This is a genomic window from Streptococcus pseudopneumoniae (genome assembly GCF_001072925.1).
Lineage (GTDB): Bacteria > Bacillota > Bacilli > Lactobacillales > Streptococcaceae > Streptococcus > Streptococcus pseudopneumoniae_Q.
Genome location: NZ_JVHE01000033.1, coordinates 1 through 15,422, shown reverse-complemented (window position 1 = coordinate 15,422; position 15,422 = coordinate 1). Strand labels below are relative to the sequence as shown.

Below are 15,422 nucleotides of genomic sequence, written 5' to 3'. Positions count from 1 at the left end.
AAAAATAGGCTCCATAAGATCCATAGGGGATTTACCCACTACAAATATTATAGAGCCTTTTTTGCTCATACATCAGTTACTAAAAGAAGACCAGAGATGATATTTGACAAAAAACTAAAGTAACAAACTATAGGAATTACCTCATAAACATGGTGAGTAAGGCATGGCTATACTGACTTGAATTCAGCGCATCTGAGGACTTTGAAAATCTCTCTAAAGTCTACAGGGATAAGCTTTCTTTCTCTCCTCAAAAGAGTTATAATAAAGGTGAAAATAGGAGAAGAGGAGGAGATAGGATGGCTTATATTGAAATGAAAAACAGCTATAAGAGGTATCATACTGGTGATACAGAAATCGTAGCCAATCGAGATGTCAACTTCGAGATTGAAAAGGGAGAACTAGTCATTATTCTTGGGTCATCTGGTGCAGGGAAGTCAACAGTTTTAAATATTCTTGGTGGTATGGATACAAATGATGAAGGGCAAGTCTGGATTGATGGGACCAATATCTCGAATTTCACTTCTCATCAGAGAACTAACTATCGTAGAGATGATGTTGGCTTTGTCTTTCAGTTTTACAACTTGGTTTCTAACTTGACTGCTAAGGAAAATGTTGAGCTAGCTTCAGAAATTGTTGCCGATGCCTTGGATCCTGAGCAGGTTCTCAAGGATGTAGGATTAGGGCACCGTCTTAATAACTTTCCAGCTCAGCTGTCAGGCGGTGAGCAACAACGGGTATCCATTGCTCGAGCCGTGGCTAAAAATCCTAAAATTCTCCTTTGTGATGAACCAACGGGAGCTTTGGATTACCAGACGGGTAAGCAGGTTCTAAAGATTCTTCAAGATATGTCACGTAAGAAGGGGGCTACCGTTATCATTGTGACCCATAATGCCTCCCTAGCTCCCATAGCTGATCGCGTGATTCAGATGCATGATGCCAGTGTCAAGAGTGTTGTCCTCAATCCTCAACCACAGGATATTGATGATTTGGAGTATTGAGATGAAAAGAAAGACATATTGGAAAGACCTGCTCCAGTCTTTCACAGGTTCAAAGGGACGGTTTTTATCTATCCTAACTCTAATGATGTTAGGTTCTTTAGCCGTGGTTGGTCTCAAGGTTGCTAGTCCCAATATGGAGCGAACAGCTTGGGCTTATCTGAAAGATACTAATGCGGCAGATATGACCGTCATAGCAGATTATGGTCTAGATCAGGCAGACCAGGAAGAATTGCAAACTCTATCAGGAGCAGATGTTGAATTTGGCTATATGACAGATTTGACTCTGGCAAATAGTGAAGATGCCATACGAATCTTTTCAAATACTGATAAAATTTCAAAATTTGAGGTGACCCAAGGGCGTTTGCCTGAGCAAGAGGATGAATTGGCTCTAGCTGATTTTTGGAAAGATCACTATCAAATTGGGCAAGTCATTCATTTGAGTCAAAAGAAGGGCAGTAATTCTCAGTTGAAGCGGGATAGTTATACCATTACAGGCTTCGTCCACTCTCCAGATATTTTCTCAAAAACGGATATGGGGAGTTCAGCCAGTGGAAATGGGAACTTAACAACCTATGGTGTCGTAACTGAGGAAAATTTTAAGAGCTCTGTTTACACGATTGCCCGCCTGCGTTTTGCTAGCCTAACAGATGTCAATCCTTTCTCTAGTGATTACGAAAAGAAGTTAGAGGAAGAAGAGGCAACTCTAAAGAACTTAGTTGCTGATAATGGTCAAGCGCGGCTAGAGAAAATGAAAAAGGACGCCCAAGAGTCCCTTGATGAGGGCAAGAAACAATTAGACGAGGCAGAAACCAACTTGACAGCTGGCAAGAAACGCCTGCAGGAAATCGAAACGCGTCTACAAGCTCAAGAAAATCAAGTGAGCCAACTACCAGAACCACAAAAAAGTCAAGCATCTAGTCAGTTAGGAGAAGCAAAAGAACAACTAAAGCAAGAAAAGGAAAATCTAAGCCAAGCTGAAACGAATCTGGCGAGCGAAAAGGATAAATGGCAGGCTAGTCAGGATGAGGTCAAGGCTCTAACAGAGCCAACCTATCATGTCTACAATCGCAAGAGTTCTCCTACTGGTCAAGGTTACCTCATGTATAGTAACTCGGCTATGAGTATTCGTGCCGTAGGGAATATTTTTCCAGTTGTTCTCTATGCCGTTGCAGCCATGGTCACCTTTACCACAATGACTCGTTTTGTAGATGAGGAAAGAACCAATGCAGGGATTTTTAAAGCTCTAGGCTACCATAGCAAGGACATCATCGCTAAGTTTGTGATTTATGGTCTGGTTGCTGGCACTCTTGGAACCCTACTAGGAATCTTACTTGGACATTACGTTTTGGCACCTACTATTTCGCATATCATTACTAAGCGAATGATTGTTGGAGAGAGTCAGCAGTATTTCTATTGGACCTATAGTTGCTTAGCTCTGGGTCTAAGCTTAGTGGCTAGTGTCCTACCTGCCTACCTTGTATCTCGCAGAGAGTTGCATGAAGAAGCAGCGCAATTATTACTACCCAAGCCACCAGTCAAGGGTTCTAAAATTCTCTTGGAGCGGATAACCTTTATCTGGTCACGTTTGAGTTTTACTCAGAAGGTGACAGCCCGCAACATTTTCCGTTATAAGCAGCGTATGCTGATGACCATTTTTGGAGTTGCTGGTTCAGTAGCCCTCCTCTTTGCAGGACTTGGGATTCAATCCTCTGTGGTTGGAGTGGCAGACAGGCAGTTTAAGGATCTGCAACAATACCAGATGGTTCTCTCTGTCAATTCTAGAGCTTCAGATTCTGAGAAGGCCAAGCTAGAAGAAAAATTGCAGAGTGATGAAGTTGAAAACTATCGTTTAATTTCTTCCAAACAGATTGAGGAAGACTATGCCGGTAAAGCTGGCGTTCAGACCGTGACCATCATGGTAACGGATCAAGATGACCTAGCTCCCTTTGTTCTCTTGGAAAAAAATGGGGAAAAACTGAACTTATCAAACGGAGTTATTTTGACAGAAAAATTAGCCCAGTTGGCTGGAGTTTCTGTTGGTGACAATTTTACAATCGATGGGAAAACCTTTAAAGTAGGTGCTATCACCGAGCACTATGTAGGCCATTTTGTCTATATGAATCAGGCGACCTATGAGAAAATTTATGGTCAAACTCCTAAGATGAATACCTATCTAGTCCAACTAAAGGATAAAAGTGAAGTCAATACCGAGAGAGTTGCAGGAGAATTTATGGATCAGGCGGCTGTCAGTGGCCTCGTTCAAAATGCCTCCACCATTCAGCTCTTTGAAAGTTTTGCCAATTCTTTGAATCATACCATGGCGATTTTGGTGCTGGTATCGGTGCTATTAGCCATTGTGATTCTCTATAATTTGACCAACATCAATGTTGCTGAACGGATTAGGGAACTCTCAACCATCAAGGTTCTTGGTTTTCATAACAAAGAAGTGACCCTTTACATCTATCGGGAGACCATCATATTGTCACTAATTGGAATGATTGTAGGATTGGTATCAGGCTTTTATCTCCATCAATTTCTCATTCAGATGATTGCACCCGGTACCTTCCGTTTTCAACCAAAGGTCGGCTGGGAAGTGTATCTCATCCCAGTTCTAGCTGTCAGTGTCATTTTGACCATCCTAGGAGTTTTTGTCAATCATTATCTCCGAAAGGTAGATATGCTTGAAGCCCTCAAGTCTGTAGAATAATTAGTAGAGGACAAAAACAAATAAGAAAGCCCTTTGTGGCTTTTTTATTTTCATAAAAATGGTAAAATAGTAAGAGTAGAAATGGAGTTCTAGATATGAAACGAATTGATCAATTTGAAAATAAGAAAGTATTAGTCCTAGGATTGGCAAAATCTGGTGAATCTGCAGCTCGTCTTTTGGACAAGCTAGGTGCCATTGTGACAGTGAATGATGGCAAGCCTTTTGAGGAAAATCCAGCAGCTCAGAGCCTTTTAGAAGAGGGTATCAAGGTTGTCACTGGTGGACATCCTTTGGAATTATTGGATGAAGATTTTGCTCTCATGGTGAAGAATCCAGGAATCCCTTATAGCAATCCTATGATTGAAAAAGCACTAGAAAAAGGCATTCCAGTCCTAACTGAAGTTGAGTTAGCCTACTTGATCTCAGAAGCTCCAATCGTCGGTATTACAGGTTCAAATGGGAAGACAACGACCACCACTATGATTGGAGAAGTTCTGACTGCTGCGGGGCAAAATGGACTTTTATCAGGGAACATCGGTTATCCTGCTAGTCAAGTGGCTCAAACTGCGACAGATAAGGACACGCTTGTCATGGAACTTTCCTCTTTCCAACTAATGGGAATCCAGGAATTCCATCCTGAAATTGCTGTTATCACTAACCTGATGCCAACCCATATTGACTATCACGGTTCTTTTGAAGCCTACGTCGAAGCCAAGTGGAATATCCAAAGAAATATGACAGCGGCTGATTACCTAGTTTTGAACTTCAACCAGGAATTGTCTAAAGAACTTGCGAAAAAAACAAATGCAACTGTAGTACCATTCTCAACACTAGAAAAGGTTGATGGTGCTTATCTTGAAGATGGTCAACTCTACTTCCGTGGTGAAAAAGTCATGGCAGCTGATGAAATCGGTGTTCCAGGTAGCCACAATGTGGAAAATGCTCTTGCCACCATTGCTGTTGCTAAACTTCGTGGTGTTGATAATGAGACCATTAAGGAAAACTTGTCAGCCTTTGGTGGCGTCAAGCACCGTCTCCAATTTGTAGACCAAATCAATGGGGTTAAATTCTACAATGATAGTAAGTCAACCAATATCTTAGCAACTCAAAAAGCCTTGTCTGGTTTTGACAATAGCAAGGTTATCTTGATTGCTGGTGGTTTGGACCGTGGGAATGAGTTTGACGAATTGGTTCCAGATATTACTGGACTTAAGAACATGGTCATTCTCGGTCAGTCTGCAGAACGTGTCAAGCGTGCAGCGGATAAGGCTGGTGTGGCTTATGTGGATGCAACAGATATTGCTGACGCAACTCGAAAGGCTTATGAACTTGCGGAAGAAGGAGATGTGGTTCTCCTCAGTCCTGCTAATGCTAGCTGGGATATGTATGCCAACTTTGAAGTACGTGGAGATCTTTTCATCGACACTGTAGCGGAGTTAAAGGGATAATATGAAAAAAATAGTATTTACAGGTGGGGGAACGGTTGGACACGTTACCCTCAACCTTTTGTTAATGCCTAAGTTCATCGAAGATGGCTGGGAAGTCCACTATATTGGTGATAAGAACGGAATTGAGCATCATGAAATTCTCAAGTCAGGTTTAGATGTCACCTTCCATTCTATTGCAACTGGGAAATTGCGCCGATATTTTTCATGGCAAAATATGGTTGACGTCTTTAAGGTTGCATTTGGAATCCTTCAATCGCTCTTTATCATGCTCCGTCTTCGTCCTCAGGCCCTCTTTTCTAAGGGGGGATTTGTATCTGTTCCTCCTGTTATTGCAGCGCGAGTATGCAGAGTACCAGTCTTCATCCACGAGTCTGATCTCTCTATGGGATTGGCCAATAAGATTGCCTATAAGTTTGCGACTAAGATGTACTCTACTTTCGAGCAAGCGTCTAGTCTCACTAAGGTAGAGCATGTAGGAGCTGTGACCAAGGTTTCTGGTCCAGTTATGGAAGAGCCTGAAGAAATGGTGGATATCCGAACTTCTTTCAATGATAAGCTACCAACTCTTCTTTTCGTCGGAGGTTCTGCTGGTGCGCGTGTCTTTAACCAATTAGTTACAGACCACAAGGAAGAGCTGACTAGTCATTATAATATCATCAACCTAACAGGTGATGCTAGTTTAAATGAACTAAGTTCAAACCTCTATCGTGTCGACTACGTGGCTGACCTCTATCAACCGCTCATGAATATGGCTGATGTAGTCATCACTCGTGGTGGTGCCAATACTATTTTTGAACTTCTTGCCATGGCTAAATTGCATGTCATTGTCCCTCTAGGGCGTGAAGCTAGCCGTGGAGATCAGATTGAAAATGCAGCTTATTTTGTGAAAAAAGGCTATGCTGAGGAGTTGCAAGAGGGCGATTTGACCTTGTCTACTTTAGAAGAAAAAGTAAGCAAGCTTTTGACCCACAAAGAAGACTACCAGAGCACGATGAAAAATTCTCATGAATTAAAATCTGTGGCGGATTTTTATGCGCTACTAAAAAAAGATCTATCATAAGGAAAATCGATGTCAAAGGATAAGAAACAAGAGCCAACTCAAGGCAAGGAATTGTCAGAGTGGCAAAAACGAAATCAAGAATATCTTCAAAAAAAAGCTGAAGAAGAGGCCCAACTAGCCAAAGAAAAGGCCCAAGCAGAAGCCAATAAAAAAGAAGTTGCAAAAACTTTGGAAGAAGAAACCACTTTATCAGAGTGGCAGAAGCAGAACCGTGAATATCTGCGCAAAAAGGCTGAAGAAGAGACCAAGGAAGAACAAGAGTCAGACTTATCTGAAGATACTGAGGTAGAAGAGGCCTCAGATTCTAATCCTGAAGAGCAGAAGGAGAGTGCAGAAGACCAGTCCTCTCCTGAGAATGAGGAGGAAACTACTGAGACAGAACAAGTAGAAGAAGAGGACGAAACATCTGAAGAAACGAAAGTAGAAGAAAAGAGATCTAAGTCTAAGAAAAAGATGGCCAAGCCTTCTATTCCAAGTGTTCATATCTGGCGTGCTGTTACGATTCTAATCCCAAGTTTGCTTGTCTTGATCTTTTCCATCTATCTTTTGACGCCATACTCAACTCTGAAAAACATAGAAGTCACTGGTACGGTAGAGACCAATGCAGACCAAATCAAAGAGGCTTCAGGGATTCGTGATAGTGATTATACCTTTGATCTGCTCCTCAATAAAGACAAGCATGCTGAGATGATTAAGTCCAATCACTGGATTGAATCTGCCAGCATTCACTATCAATTCCCGACCAATTTTACCATCCAGGTCAAGGAATACGGGATTGTAGCCTATTATGTTTCTGGAGAGGATCATTATCCGATTCTTTCTAGTGGGACGGTGGAAACCAGTCCAGTTAGTCTAGTCAGTCTTCCTGAAACCTATATGTCCGTACTCTTTAACGATGAGCAGCAAGTCAAAACCTTGATTGAACAACTGGCTGAAGTCAGCCCAGAGATTAAGCAAGCTATCAAAACGATTGAATTGGCTCCAACTAGTGTAACCAGCGATCTTCTCAAGATTACCATGTATGATACGGATGAGGTTTTGGTTCCTTTATCAGAACTAGGTAAAAAATTGCCTTACTATAGCAAGATTAAACCTCAATTAACAGTGCCAAGCGGTATTGATATGGAAGTTGGGATCTATAGTTATAGCTTGACGGATAAGGCTTTAGAAGAAGCAAGAATCAAAGCTAAAGAAGAGGAAAAGAAGAAGCAGGAAGAAGAAAAGAAAAAACAAGAAGAGCAAGGGAATCAAACTCAGAATCAAACTCAAAATCAAACAACCCAACAATCACAGAGTCGTTAAGTTTGAGATGATTCTATTGACTTGATGATGAGTCATGTTTTCTACAAGTTCAATTACTGTTTTTTACTTGACAACTACCGCTTTAAATAATAGAATAGTAAAAAACCTTTAAAGCAGTCCAGAGAGGCAGCTAAGGTTAGACGGTGAAAGGGTGGATTCTACCCATTTTTCGTGGAACCTTGCTGTAGGCAGGTTCCTTTTTTTCATGCTCTCTAGCTTACAAAGGTAAAAGGAGAAAAGTATGCGCGAATCTCGTCCAGTTATTGCTCTTGATTTTCCAAGTTTTGAGGCAGTCAAGAAATTTTTAGCTCTTTTTCCAGCTGAAGAGAGCCTCTATCTAAAGGTTGGTATGGAGCTCTATTACGCTACAGGTCCAGAGATTGTTTCTTATTTGAAAGGCTTGGGACATAGCGTCTTTCTAGATCTCAAACTTCATGATATTCCCAATACGGTCAAGTCAGCCATGAAGGTTTTGTCTCATCTGGGTGTTGACATGACTAATGTTCATGCCGCAGGTGGTGTAGAGATGATGAAGGCTGCGCGAGAAGGTCTTGGGAAAGAAGCAAAATTGATTGCTGTTACCCAGTTGACTTCAACTTCTGAAGAACAAATGAGAGACTTTCAAAATATCCAAACCAGTCTTCAAGAATCGGTCATTCATTATGCCAAGAAAACTGCTGAAGCCGGTTTAGATGGTGTGGTTTGTTCGGCTCAGGAAGTGAAACTTATCAAAGAAGCGACAAGCAAAGATTTTATCTGTCTGACACCGGGTATTCGACCATCAGGCGCTGCAGTTGGAGACCAAAAACGAGTCATGACGCCAGCAGATGCTTATCAGATTGGTAGTGACTATATCGTAGTTGGACGCCCAATCACTCAAGCCACGGATCCAGTAGCAGCTTATCATGCGATCAGGGATGAGTGGAACCAAGACTGAAATTAAAGAAATAGATTATAAAAACAAAAGGAGTAGACCATGACACTTGCTAAAGACATTGCCAGCCATCTATTGAAAATTCAAGCCGTTTACCTCAAACCAGAAGAACCTTTCACTTGGGCATCTGGTATCAAATCACCGATTTATACGGACAACCGTGTGACGCTTGCTTATCCAGATACTCGTAGCTTGATTGAAAATGGTTTTGTGGAAGCTATTAAGGCAGAATTCCCAGAAGTAGAAGTGATTGCAGGAACAGCGACTGCAGGTATTCCTCATGGTGCCATCATCGCTGACAAGATGAACTTGCCATTTGCCTATATCCGTAGCAAACCAAAAGACCATGGTGCTGGAAATCAAATCGAAGGCCGTGTAGCTCAAGGACAAAAGATGGTCGTTGTCGAAGATTTGATTTCAACTGGCGGTTCAGTTCTTGAAGCTGTTGCTGCTGCCAAACGTGAGGGAGCAGATGTTCTTGGTGTTGTGGCTATTTTCAGCTATCAATTGCCAAAAGCAGATATGAACTTTGCAGATGCTGGTGTCAAACTAGTAACCCTTTCAAACTACAGCGAACTGATTCATCTAGCTCAAGAAGAAGGTTATATCACACCAGAAGGACTTGACCTCCTAAAACGTTTTAAAGAAGACCAAGAAAATTGGCAAAATGCTTAAGGTATATAAAAATCAGGTAGTCACTAGGATTACCTGATTTCTTTTTGTGATTTCATTGAGTATTAGTCGACTTTTCCACCTTCAACAACAAGGTCATCTGCTTTAGCAGCGTCACCGTAAGTTGGGTGAAGTGTTTTTTCATAAGCCTTGTGGAAGAAGTTTTCTTTACCTAATTTTTCAATCTCTTGGTTGATGTAGTCAAGTAGTTCTTGGTTACCTTTTTGAACTGCTGGTGCAATCGTATCTGGATCACCAAGCGAACTAATTCCTACTTCATATCCTTTATTTTCAAGGGCCCAAGCTAGAACTTCAGTATTATCAGTAGAGAAGGCATCTCCACGTCCGTCAAGAAGGGCTTGGTAGGCATCGCTATATTGGTCATATTTTTGAAGTTTTACTTCTGGGTGATTTTTCTCAAAGTAAGTTTCAGCAGTCGTTCCTTTTGTAACGATCAAGGTTTTGCCTTCAAGTTCTTTAACGTCTTTGATAACTTTATCTTTAGGAGATACTACACCGAGTGAAACCTTCATGTAAGGAAGGGCAAAGTCTACTTGTTTCTTACGCTCATCAGTAACTGTGAAGTTGGCAAGGGTGATATCAACCTTGTTTGAAATCAAGTATTCAGCACGGTTAGCTGCATCCACTGATACATATTTCGGTTTGACACCAAGGTCTTGTGCTAATTGGTTACCAAGTTCGATATCGTAACCTTGGTAAGAACCATCGTTGTCAACATAACCAAATGGTTTTTTATCTCCAAATACCGCGATTCGAAGTTCGCCACTTTTCTTAATTTCATCAATGGTGCGAGCTTTGGCAGTTGCCTTCGTAGATGAAGCATCAGAGCTTCCACCTGAACTACAAGCTGTGACAAAGATAAGTGCAAATGCTAGAGCAAAAACAGTTAGAAGTGGTTTGAGTAGTTTCATAATAATCTCCTTTATTGATTATAGATATGAGCCAAACTGGCTAAAGTCAAAGACGTTTAAAAATTCTTGTGCTCGTTTGGTTTGTGGATTTGTGAAGAATTCTTGAGCAGTTCCTTCTTCAGCAATCTTCCCTTGGTCAAGGAAGATGATGCGGTCCGCAATGGCTTGGGCAAACTGCATTTCATGGGTTACCAGTATCATGGTACGCCCTTCTTGAGCCAAGTCATTGATAAGTTCCAAAACCTCACGTACCATTTCTGGATCAAGTGAAGCCGTTACCTCGTCAAAGAGGATAATTTCTGGATGCATGAGAAGGGCACGAACGATAGCAACCCGTTGCTTTTGTCCACCAGATAATTGACGAGCGAAGCTGTGTTGTTTATCTAGAAGTCCGACTCGTTCTAGTAGTTGCAGAGCTTCTTCGGTAACTTCTTTTTTGTCTCTCCCTTGAGCCTTGATAGGACCTAGGATGAGGTTTTGAAGGACATCCAGATGAGGAAAGAGTTCATAACTTTGAAAGACCATACCGATTTTTTGGCGAACCAAGTGAAAATCTTTTTTATTTTCAACGATGGACTGGCCATCCAGCAGGATATCTCCTCCTTGAATACTTTCTAAGCCATTGAGACAGCGAAGTAGCGTGCTTTTTCCACAACCAGAAGGTCCTAGGATGACGACCACTTCTCCCTTTTTAATATCTAAGGAAAGTCCTTGAAGGATAGGATTGTCTCCGAAGGATTTTTTTAGTTCCTTGATTTCTAAAATAGTTTCAGACATTTAACTCCTCCAATGTTTTTCTAGATGAGTAGATAGTTTGGAAATAGGGAAGCAAACTGCGAAATACAAGACTAGTATGGTTCCGTAAATCCAAAAGGAAGCTGTTGGGATGGTCAAGCGATTACTATCAATGATTTGTTGCCCAACCTTGGTAACTTCAACAACCCCAATCAAAACAACCAAGGAAGTCGTTTTAATCATCCGAGTGACAAGATTGATGGCTTGCGGTAGTAGTCTTCTCAAAACTTGAGGGATGATGATATGGTAGTAGAGTTGCACTTTAGTTAAGCCAAGCGCTTGTCCGCTCTCAAATTGATGTTTAGGGAGGGAAGTAATAGCTCCACGGACCAAGTCCCCCATCTCAGCTGTTCCCCAGAGAGTGAAAACGATAATAGCAGAAGTCTCACCTGAGATATTGATATTAAAGTTTCTCGCCAATCCAAAGTAAACGATAAAAAGGAGTACTAGCTGGGGCATGATACGGATAAATTCTAGATAAAAGCGTGTCAAGATGCGAACGACTCTAGAATGAGAGGTCATGATAATTCCCAAAACCGTTCCGAAAATCATGGATAAGAGGACAGACAAGATAGAAATCCCAATCGTGACTCCCAAACCTTGTAAGATTCTCAGGAGATTATTTCCTTGAAAGAGTACTTGCATTCCCGAATCCTGCATGACGGAGCCTCCTTTCTATCCAGCTAAATACTAGTGAAATAGGTAGAAGCATGATAAGGTAAGCAACCACTAACATAGCTAGTGCGATATCTGTCTCATAGTAGAGTCCAATCAAGTCCTTTGCAACGTACATAAGGTCAGCAAGGGCAACCGCTGAAAAGACAGAAGTTTCCTTGATAAGGAAAATAACATTGGCACTAAAGGATGGTAGAGCAACTGCAGTCGCTTGTGGCAGAACCACGTAGCGAAAGACCTGAAATGGTGTGAGGCCAATGGCTAAGCCAATTTCATGCTGGGTTTGACTGACGGCTTCTAGCCCACTTCGGAAGGATTCTGCCATGTAGGAACCACCTAAAAAGATGAGACCAATCGTAGCACAGACTTCTGAAGAAAGAACAATCCCTATTCGGGGAAGACCGAAGTAGAGAAAGAAAAGTTGTATCAAAAGGGGAGTGTTTCGTGACAATTCTATATAGGCTGTTGCTAATTGTGAGAAAACAGGAACTCGGTAATGCCGGATGATACTGACAAGGAGCCCAAGCAGAAAAGAACCTAGAATTCCCCAAACTGCAATATGCAAGGTCAGAAAGAATGCCTTTTGATAGAGTGGTAGATATTGTTCAACAATGGACCAATCCAAAAGTAGAACCTCCCATCTAGGAAAATGATACAGTTATTGTAGCATTAAAAGAGAGCTTTGGATAATATGTATTTTTTATTGTGGTGATAAAAAATATTTATAATGGCGATAAATTTTAAAAATGTGATTTTGGGTTGACAAATGTAGATTTTAAGAGTATACTGATAATTGTAATTGACAAATGTAGATTTTGGAGGTGTGATTATGCAGATTTCAGATGCAGAATGGCAGGTCATGAAGATTATCTGGATGCAGGGAGAACAGACTAGTACTGATCTCATAAAAGTATTAGAGAAAAGGTTTAGCTGGTCCAAGTCCACGATCCAGACACTCTTGGCTCGTTTGGTGGAGAAAGAATGTTTGACTCGGGAAAAACAGGGCAAGTCCTTTGTCTATTCGGCACTTTTAACGCTAGATGATAGTAGGGGCTTAATGGTTCAGGATATCAAAGACAAGCTTTGTTCTCGCAGAATAAAGCTCTTGCTAGCTGATTTGATTGAAGAATGTGACTTTACCCTAGCTGACTTGGAAGGCTTGGAAGAAGTGATTTCAAAGAAAAAAGCAAGTGCTGTAACAGAAGTAAGATGTAATTGTATGTAAAGGAGACGCTATGTTAAATCTATTTGTATCTATTGTTGTTTTAGGAATGATTGCTTTTATCCTCTTATGGTTTTTCAAAAAACCGCAAGAAGATGCTAAGAGAGCCCAGCAAAAAAATGGCTATCAAGAAATTCGAGTGGAAGTCATGGGGGGATACACTCCAGGAACTATTATCCTCAAAAAATCGCAACCAGCTCGCATTATTTTTGATCGAAAAGATCCTTCACCTTGCTTGGATCAAATCGTTTTTCCAGACTTTGGAGTGCATGCAGATCTGCCTATGGGAGACCAATATGTGGTTGAAATCACACCTGAAGAAGCAGGTGAGTATGGTTTCTCTTGTGGCATGAATATGATGCACGGTAAGATGATTGTAGAATAGGAGAATGATATGACTGAAATTGTAAAAGCAAGTCTTGAAAATGGTGTTCAAAAAATCCGTATCACGGCAGACAAAGGCTACCATCCAGCCCACATTCAACTGCAAAAAGGGATTCCTGCTGAGATTACTTTTCACCGTGTGACACCTTCAAACTGTTATAAAGAAATTCTCTTCGAAGAAGAAGGAATTCTAGAACCAATCGCCCAAGATGAGGAAAAGATCATTCGTTTTACTCCTCAAGACTTGGGTGAACATGAATTTTCATGTGGCATGAAGATGCAAAAGGGGACCTACACCGTTGTTGAAAAAACTAAAAAGTCTCTCAGTCTTTTACAGCGTTTTTGGATTACTAGTATCTTTACTGTGCCTCTTGTGATTCTCATGATTGGGATGTCTACAGGAGGAATTAGTCACCAAGTCATGCGTTGGGGCACCTTTTTAGCCACAACACCCATTATGCTGGTAGCTGGAGTTCCATATATCAGAAGCGCCTGGGCTAGTTTTAAAAAGCACAATTCCAACATGGATACATTGGTTGCTCTGGGAACCCTAGTGGCCTATTTCTATAGCTTAGTTGCCCTCTTCACTGGTCTGCCCGTTTACTTTGAAAGTGCTGCATTTATCCTCTTCTTCATTCTTTTGGGAGCAGTTTTTGAGGAAAAAATGCGAAAAAATACTTCGCAGGCAGTCGAAAAATTATTAGACCTACAAGCAAAAACAGCAGAGGTTTTGCGTGATGATGTTTATGTTCAAATACCTCTAGAACAAGTCAAAGTTGGAGATCTCATTCGCGTTCGACCAGGTGAAAAAATAGCTGTTGATGGGATTGTCTTAGAAGGTGAAACGAGTATTGATGAATCAATGGTGACTGGGGAAAGTATTCCAGTCGATAAATCAGTTGGAGATGCTGTCATTGGTTCAACCATCAATAATAGTGGTACGATCATTTTTAGAGCTGAAAAAGTAGGTTCTGAAACCATGTTGGCTCAGATTGTAGACTTTGTGAAGAAAGCTCAAACCAGTCGTGCTCCTATTCAAGATTTGACAGACAAGATTTCTGGAATTTTCGTACCAGCAGTTGTCATTTTAGGACTTCTTACTTTTTGGATCTGGTTTGTTTTTCTTGGTGAAAGTTTTGTAACGTCGCTTCTCTATGGTGTTGCAGTCTTGATTATTGCCTGCCCTTGTGCTCTTGGACTTGCGACACCGACAGCACTCATGGTAGGAACAGGCCGAAGTGCCAAGATGGGGATTCTTCTCAAAAATGGTACAGTTCTACAGGAAATCCAAAAAGTTCAAACGGTTGTTTTTGATAAGACAGGAACCTTGACCGAAGGGAAGCCAGTAGTGACAGATGTTATCGGAGATGAAGGAGAAGTGCTAAGTTTGGCTGCCTCATTAGAAGATGCCTCTCAACACCCTCTAGCTCAGGCAGTTGTCAATCGTGCGTCTGAATTAGGAATCAGTCTTTATCCCGTGGAAAACTTCCAAGCCTTGCATGGAAAAGGTGTGACTGGGATTATTAATGGTAAGCAAGTCTTGCTGGGGAATGCTAAGCTCTTAGCTGACCTTGCTATTCCACATGATTATCAAGAACGATTTGATTTGCTTGAGAAAGAAGCGAAAACAGTTGTCTTCCTATCCGTGGATGGTCAGTTAAAAGGCTTAATTGCCTTGCAGGATGTCCCTAAGGAAAATGCCAAAGAAGCTATTGCTAAATTGAAAAAACGAGGCCTCAGAACGGTCATGCTTACTGGAGATAATGCTGGAGTAGCCCATGCGATTGCAGAGCAAATTGGTATCGAAGAAGTAATCGCAAATGTCTTGCCAGAGGAAAAGGCACATGAAATTCACAAGCTTCAAAAGAATGGGAAATTGGCCTTTGTTGGAGATGGGATCAATGATGCGCCGGCCCTCAGTGTAGCAGATGTCGGAATTGCTATGGGGTCTGGAACAGATATTGCTATCGAATCAGCAGACCTTGTCCTTACAACCAACAATTTACTAGGATTGGCGCGTGCTTTTGATATGAGTAAGAAGACCTTTAATCGTATTCTACTCAATCTTTTCTGGGCTTCTATCTATAACCTCATTGGTATTCCGATTGCAGCAGGAGTCTTTTCAAGTCTTGGTTTGGTGCTCAATCCAGAACTTGCAGGATTGGCCATGGCCTTTAGTTCAGTCTCTGTTTTAATCAGCTCTCTTATGCTTAATTTTACTAAAGTCGATTAATACTCTTCGAAAATCAAATTCAAACCACGTCAGCTTCACCTTGCCGTACTCAAGTACAGC

At 41.3% G+C, this 15,422-nt stretch carries 14 protein-coding genes; 10 read left to right on the top strand and 4 right to left on the bottom strand.

Annotated features, from left to right (window positions below; genetic code table 11):
* Positions 1-296 precede the first annotated feature (296 nt).
* The 7 genes from ADH81_RS01115 to pyrE all read left to right on the top strand — a co-directional run bounded on the left by ADH81_RS01115 (position 297) and on the right by pyrE (position 9,124).
* Entirely contained in the window at positions 297-998 is a 702-nt protein-coding gene (locus ADH81_RS01115; RefSeq protein WP_000323392.1) for an ABC transporter ATP-binding protein, read from the top strand.
* Position 999: 1 nt separating this feature from the next.
* Entirely contained in the window at positions 1,000-3,705 is a 2,706-nt protein-coding gene (locus ADH81_RS01110) for an FtsX-like permease family protein (protein WP_049525894.1), read from the top strand.
* 95 nt (positions 3,706-3,800) lie between these two features.
* Complete coding sequence (gene murD / locus ADH81_RS01105) at positions 3,801-5,153, top strand: UDP-N-acetylmuramoyl-L-alanine--D-glutamate ligase (RefSeq protein WP_049525893.1); 1,353 nt, start codon at positions 3,801-3,803, stop codon at positions 5,151-5,153.
* Between the two features lies 1 nt (position 5,154).
* The gene (locus tag ADH81_RS01100; RefSeq protein WP_049525891.1) at positions 5,155-6,213 is read left to right on the top strand and encodes a UDP-N-acetylglucosamine--N-acetylmuramyl-(pentapeptide) pyrophosphoryl-undecaprenol N-acetylglucosamine transferase; all 1,059 of its coding nucleotides are present in this window, start codon (positions 5,155-5,157) and stop codon (positions 6,211-6,213) included.
* 9 nt (positions 6,214-6,222) lie between these two features.
* Positions 6,223-7,515, top strand: a complete 1,293-nt coding sequence (locus ADH81_RS01095) for an FtsQ-type POTRA domain-containing protein (protein ID WP_049525889.1) — start codon at positions 6,223-6,225, stop codon at positions 7,513-7,515.
* Between the two features lie 241 nt (positions 7,516-7,756).
* Positions 7,757-8,452, top strand: a complete 696-nt coding sequence (gene pyrF, locus ADH81_RS01090) for an orotidine-5'-phosphate decarboxylase (RefSeq protein WP_049525887.1) — start codon at positions 7,757-7,759, stop codon at positions 8,450-8,452.
* A gap of 39 nt (positions 8,453-8,491) precedes the next feature.
* Complete coding sequence (gene pyrE, locus ADH81_RS01085) at positions 8,492-9,124, top strand: orotate phosphoribosyltransferase (RefSeq protein ID WP_049525885.1); 633 nt, start codon at positions 8,492-8,494, stop codon at positions 9,122-9,124.
* 62 nt (positions 9,125-9,186) lie between these two features.
* Here the strand turns inward: pyrE and ADH81_RS01080 are convergent, their stop codons facing one another.
* The 4 genes from ADH81_RS01080 to ADH81_RS01065 are packed head-to-tail and all read right to left on the bottom strand — an operon-like array spanning position 9,187 to position 12,148.
* Positions 9,187-10,053: a cysteine ABC transporter substrate-binding protein gene (locus tag ADH81_RS01080; protein ID WP_049525884.1), complete on the bottom strand. Its 867-nt coding sequence runs from the start codon at positions 10,051-10,053 to the stop codon at positions 9,187-9,189.
* Between the two features lie 18 nt (positions 10,054-10,071).
* Positions 10,072-10,830: an amino acid ABC transporter ATP-binding protein gene (locus ADH81_RS01075; RefSeq protein WP_049525881.1), complete on the bottom strand. Its 759-nt coding sequence runs from the start codon at positions 10,828-10,830 to the stop codon at positions 10,072-10,074.
* A complete protein-coding gene (locus tag ADH81_RS01070; RefSeq protein ID WP_049525880.1) occupies positions 10,831-11,508 on the bottom strand; it encodes an amino acid ABC transporter permease in 678 nt (225 codons plus the stop codon).
* Positions 11,468-12,148: an amino acid ABC transporter permease gene (locus ADH81_RS01065; protein WP_049525879.1), complete on the bottom strand. Its 681-nt coding sequence runs from the start codon at positions 12,146-12,148 to the stop codon at positions 11,468-11,470. Before ADH81_RS01065 ends, ADH81_RS01070 begins: the two co-directional genes overlap by 41 nt.
* A 204-nt stretch (positions 12,149-12,352) precedes the next feature.
* Between ADH81_RS01065 and ADH81_RS01060 the strand changes: the two genes are divergently transcribed.
* The 3 genes from ADH81_RS01060 to ADH81_RS01050 are packed head-to-tail and all read left to right on the top strand — an operon-like array spanning position 12,353 to position 15,362.
* Positions 12,353-12,748, top strand: coding sequence for a CopY/TcrY family copper transport repressor (locus tag ADH81_RS01060; protein ID WP_045763230.1), 396 nt, complete (start codon positions 12,353-12,355; stop codon positions 12,746-12,748).
* 10 nt (positions 12,749-12,758) lie between these two features.
* Positions 12,759-13,130: a cupredoxin domain-containing protein gene (locus ADH81_RS01055; RefSeq protein WP_049525877.1), complete on the top strand. Its 372-nt coding sequence runs from the start codon at positions 12,759-12,761 to the stop codon at positions 13,128-13,130.
* A 9-nt stretch (positions 13,131-13,139) separates the two neighbouring features.
* The gene (locus ADH81_RS01050; RefSeq protein WP_049525875.1) at positions 13,140-15,362 is read left to right on the top strand and encodes a heavy metal translocating P-type ATPase; all 2,223 of its coding nucleotides are present in this window, start codon (positions 13,140-13,142) and stop codon (positions 15,360-15,362) included.
* The last annotated feature ends 60 nt before the right edge of the window (positions 15,363-15,422 follow it).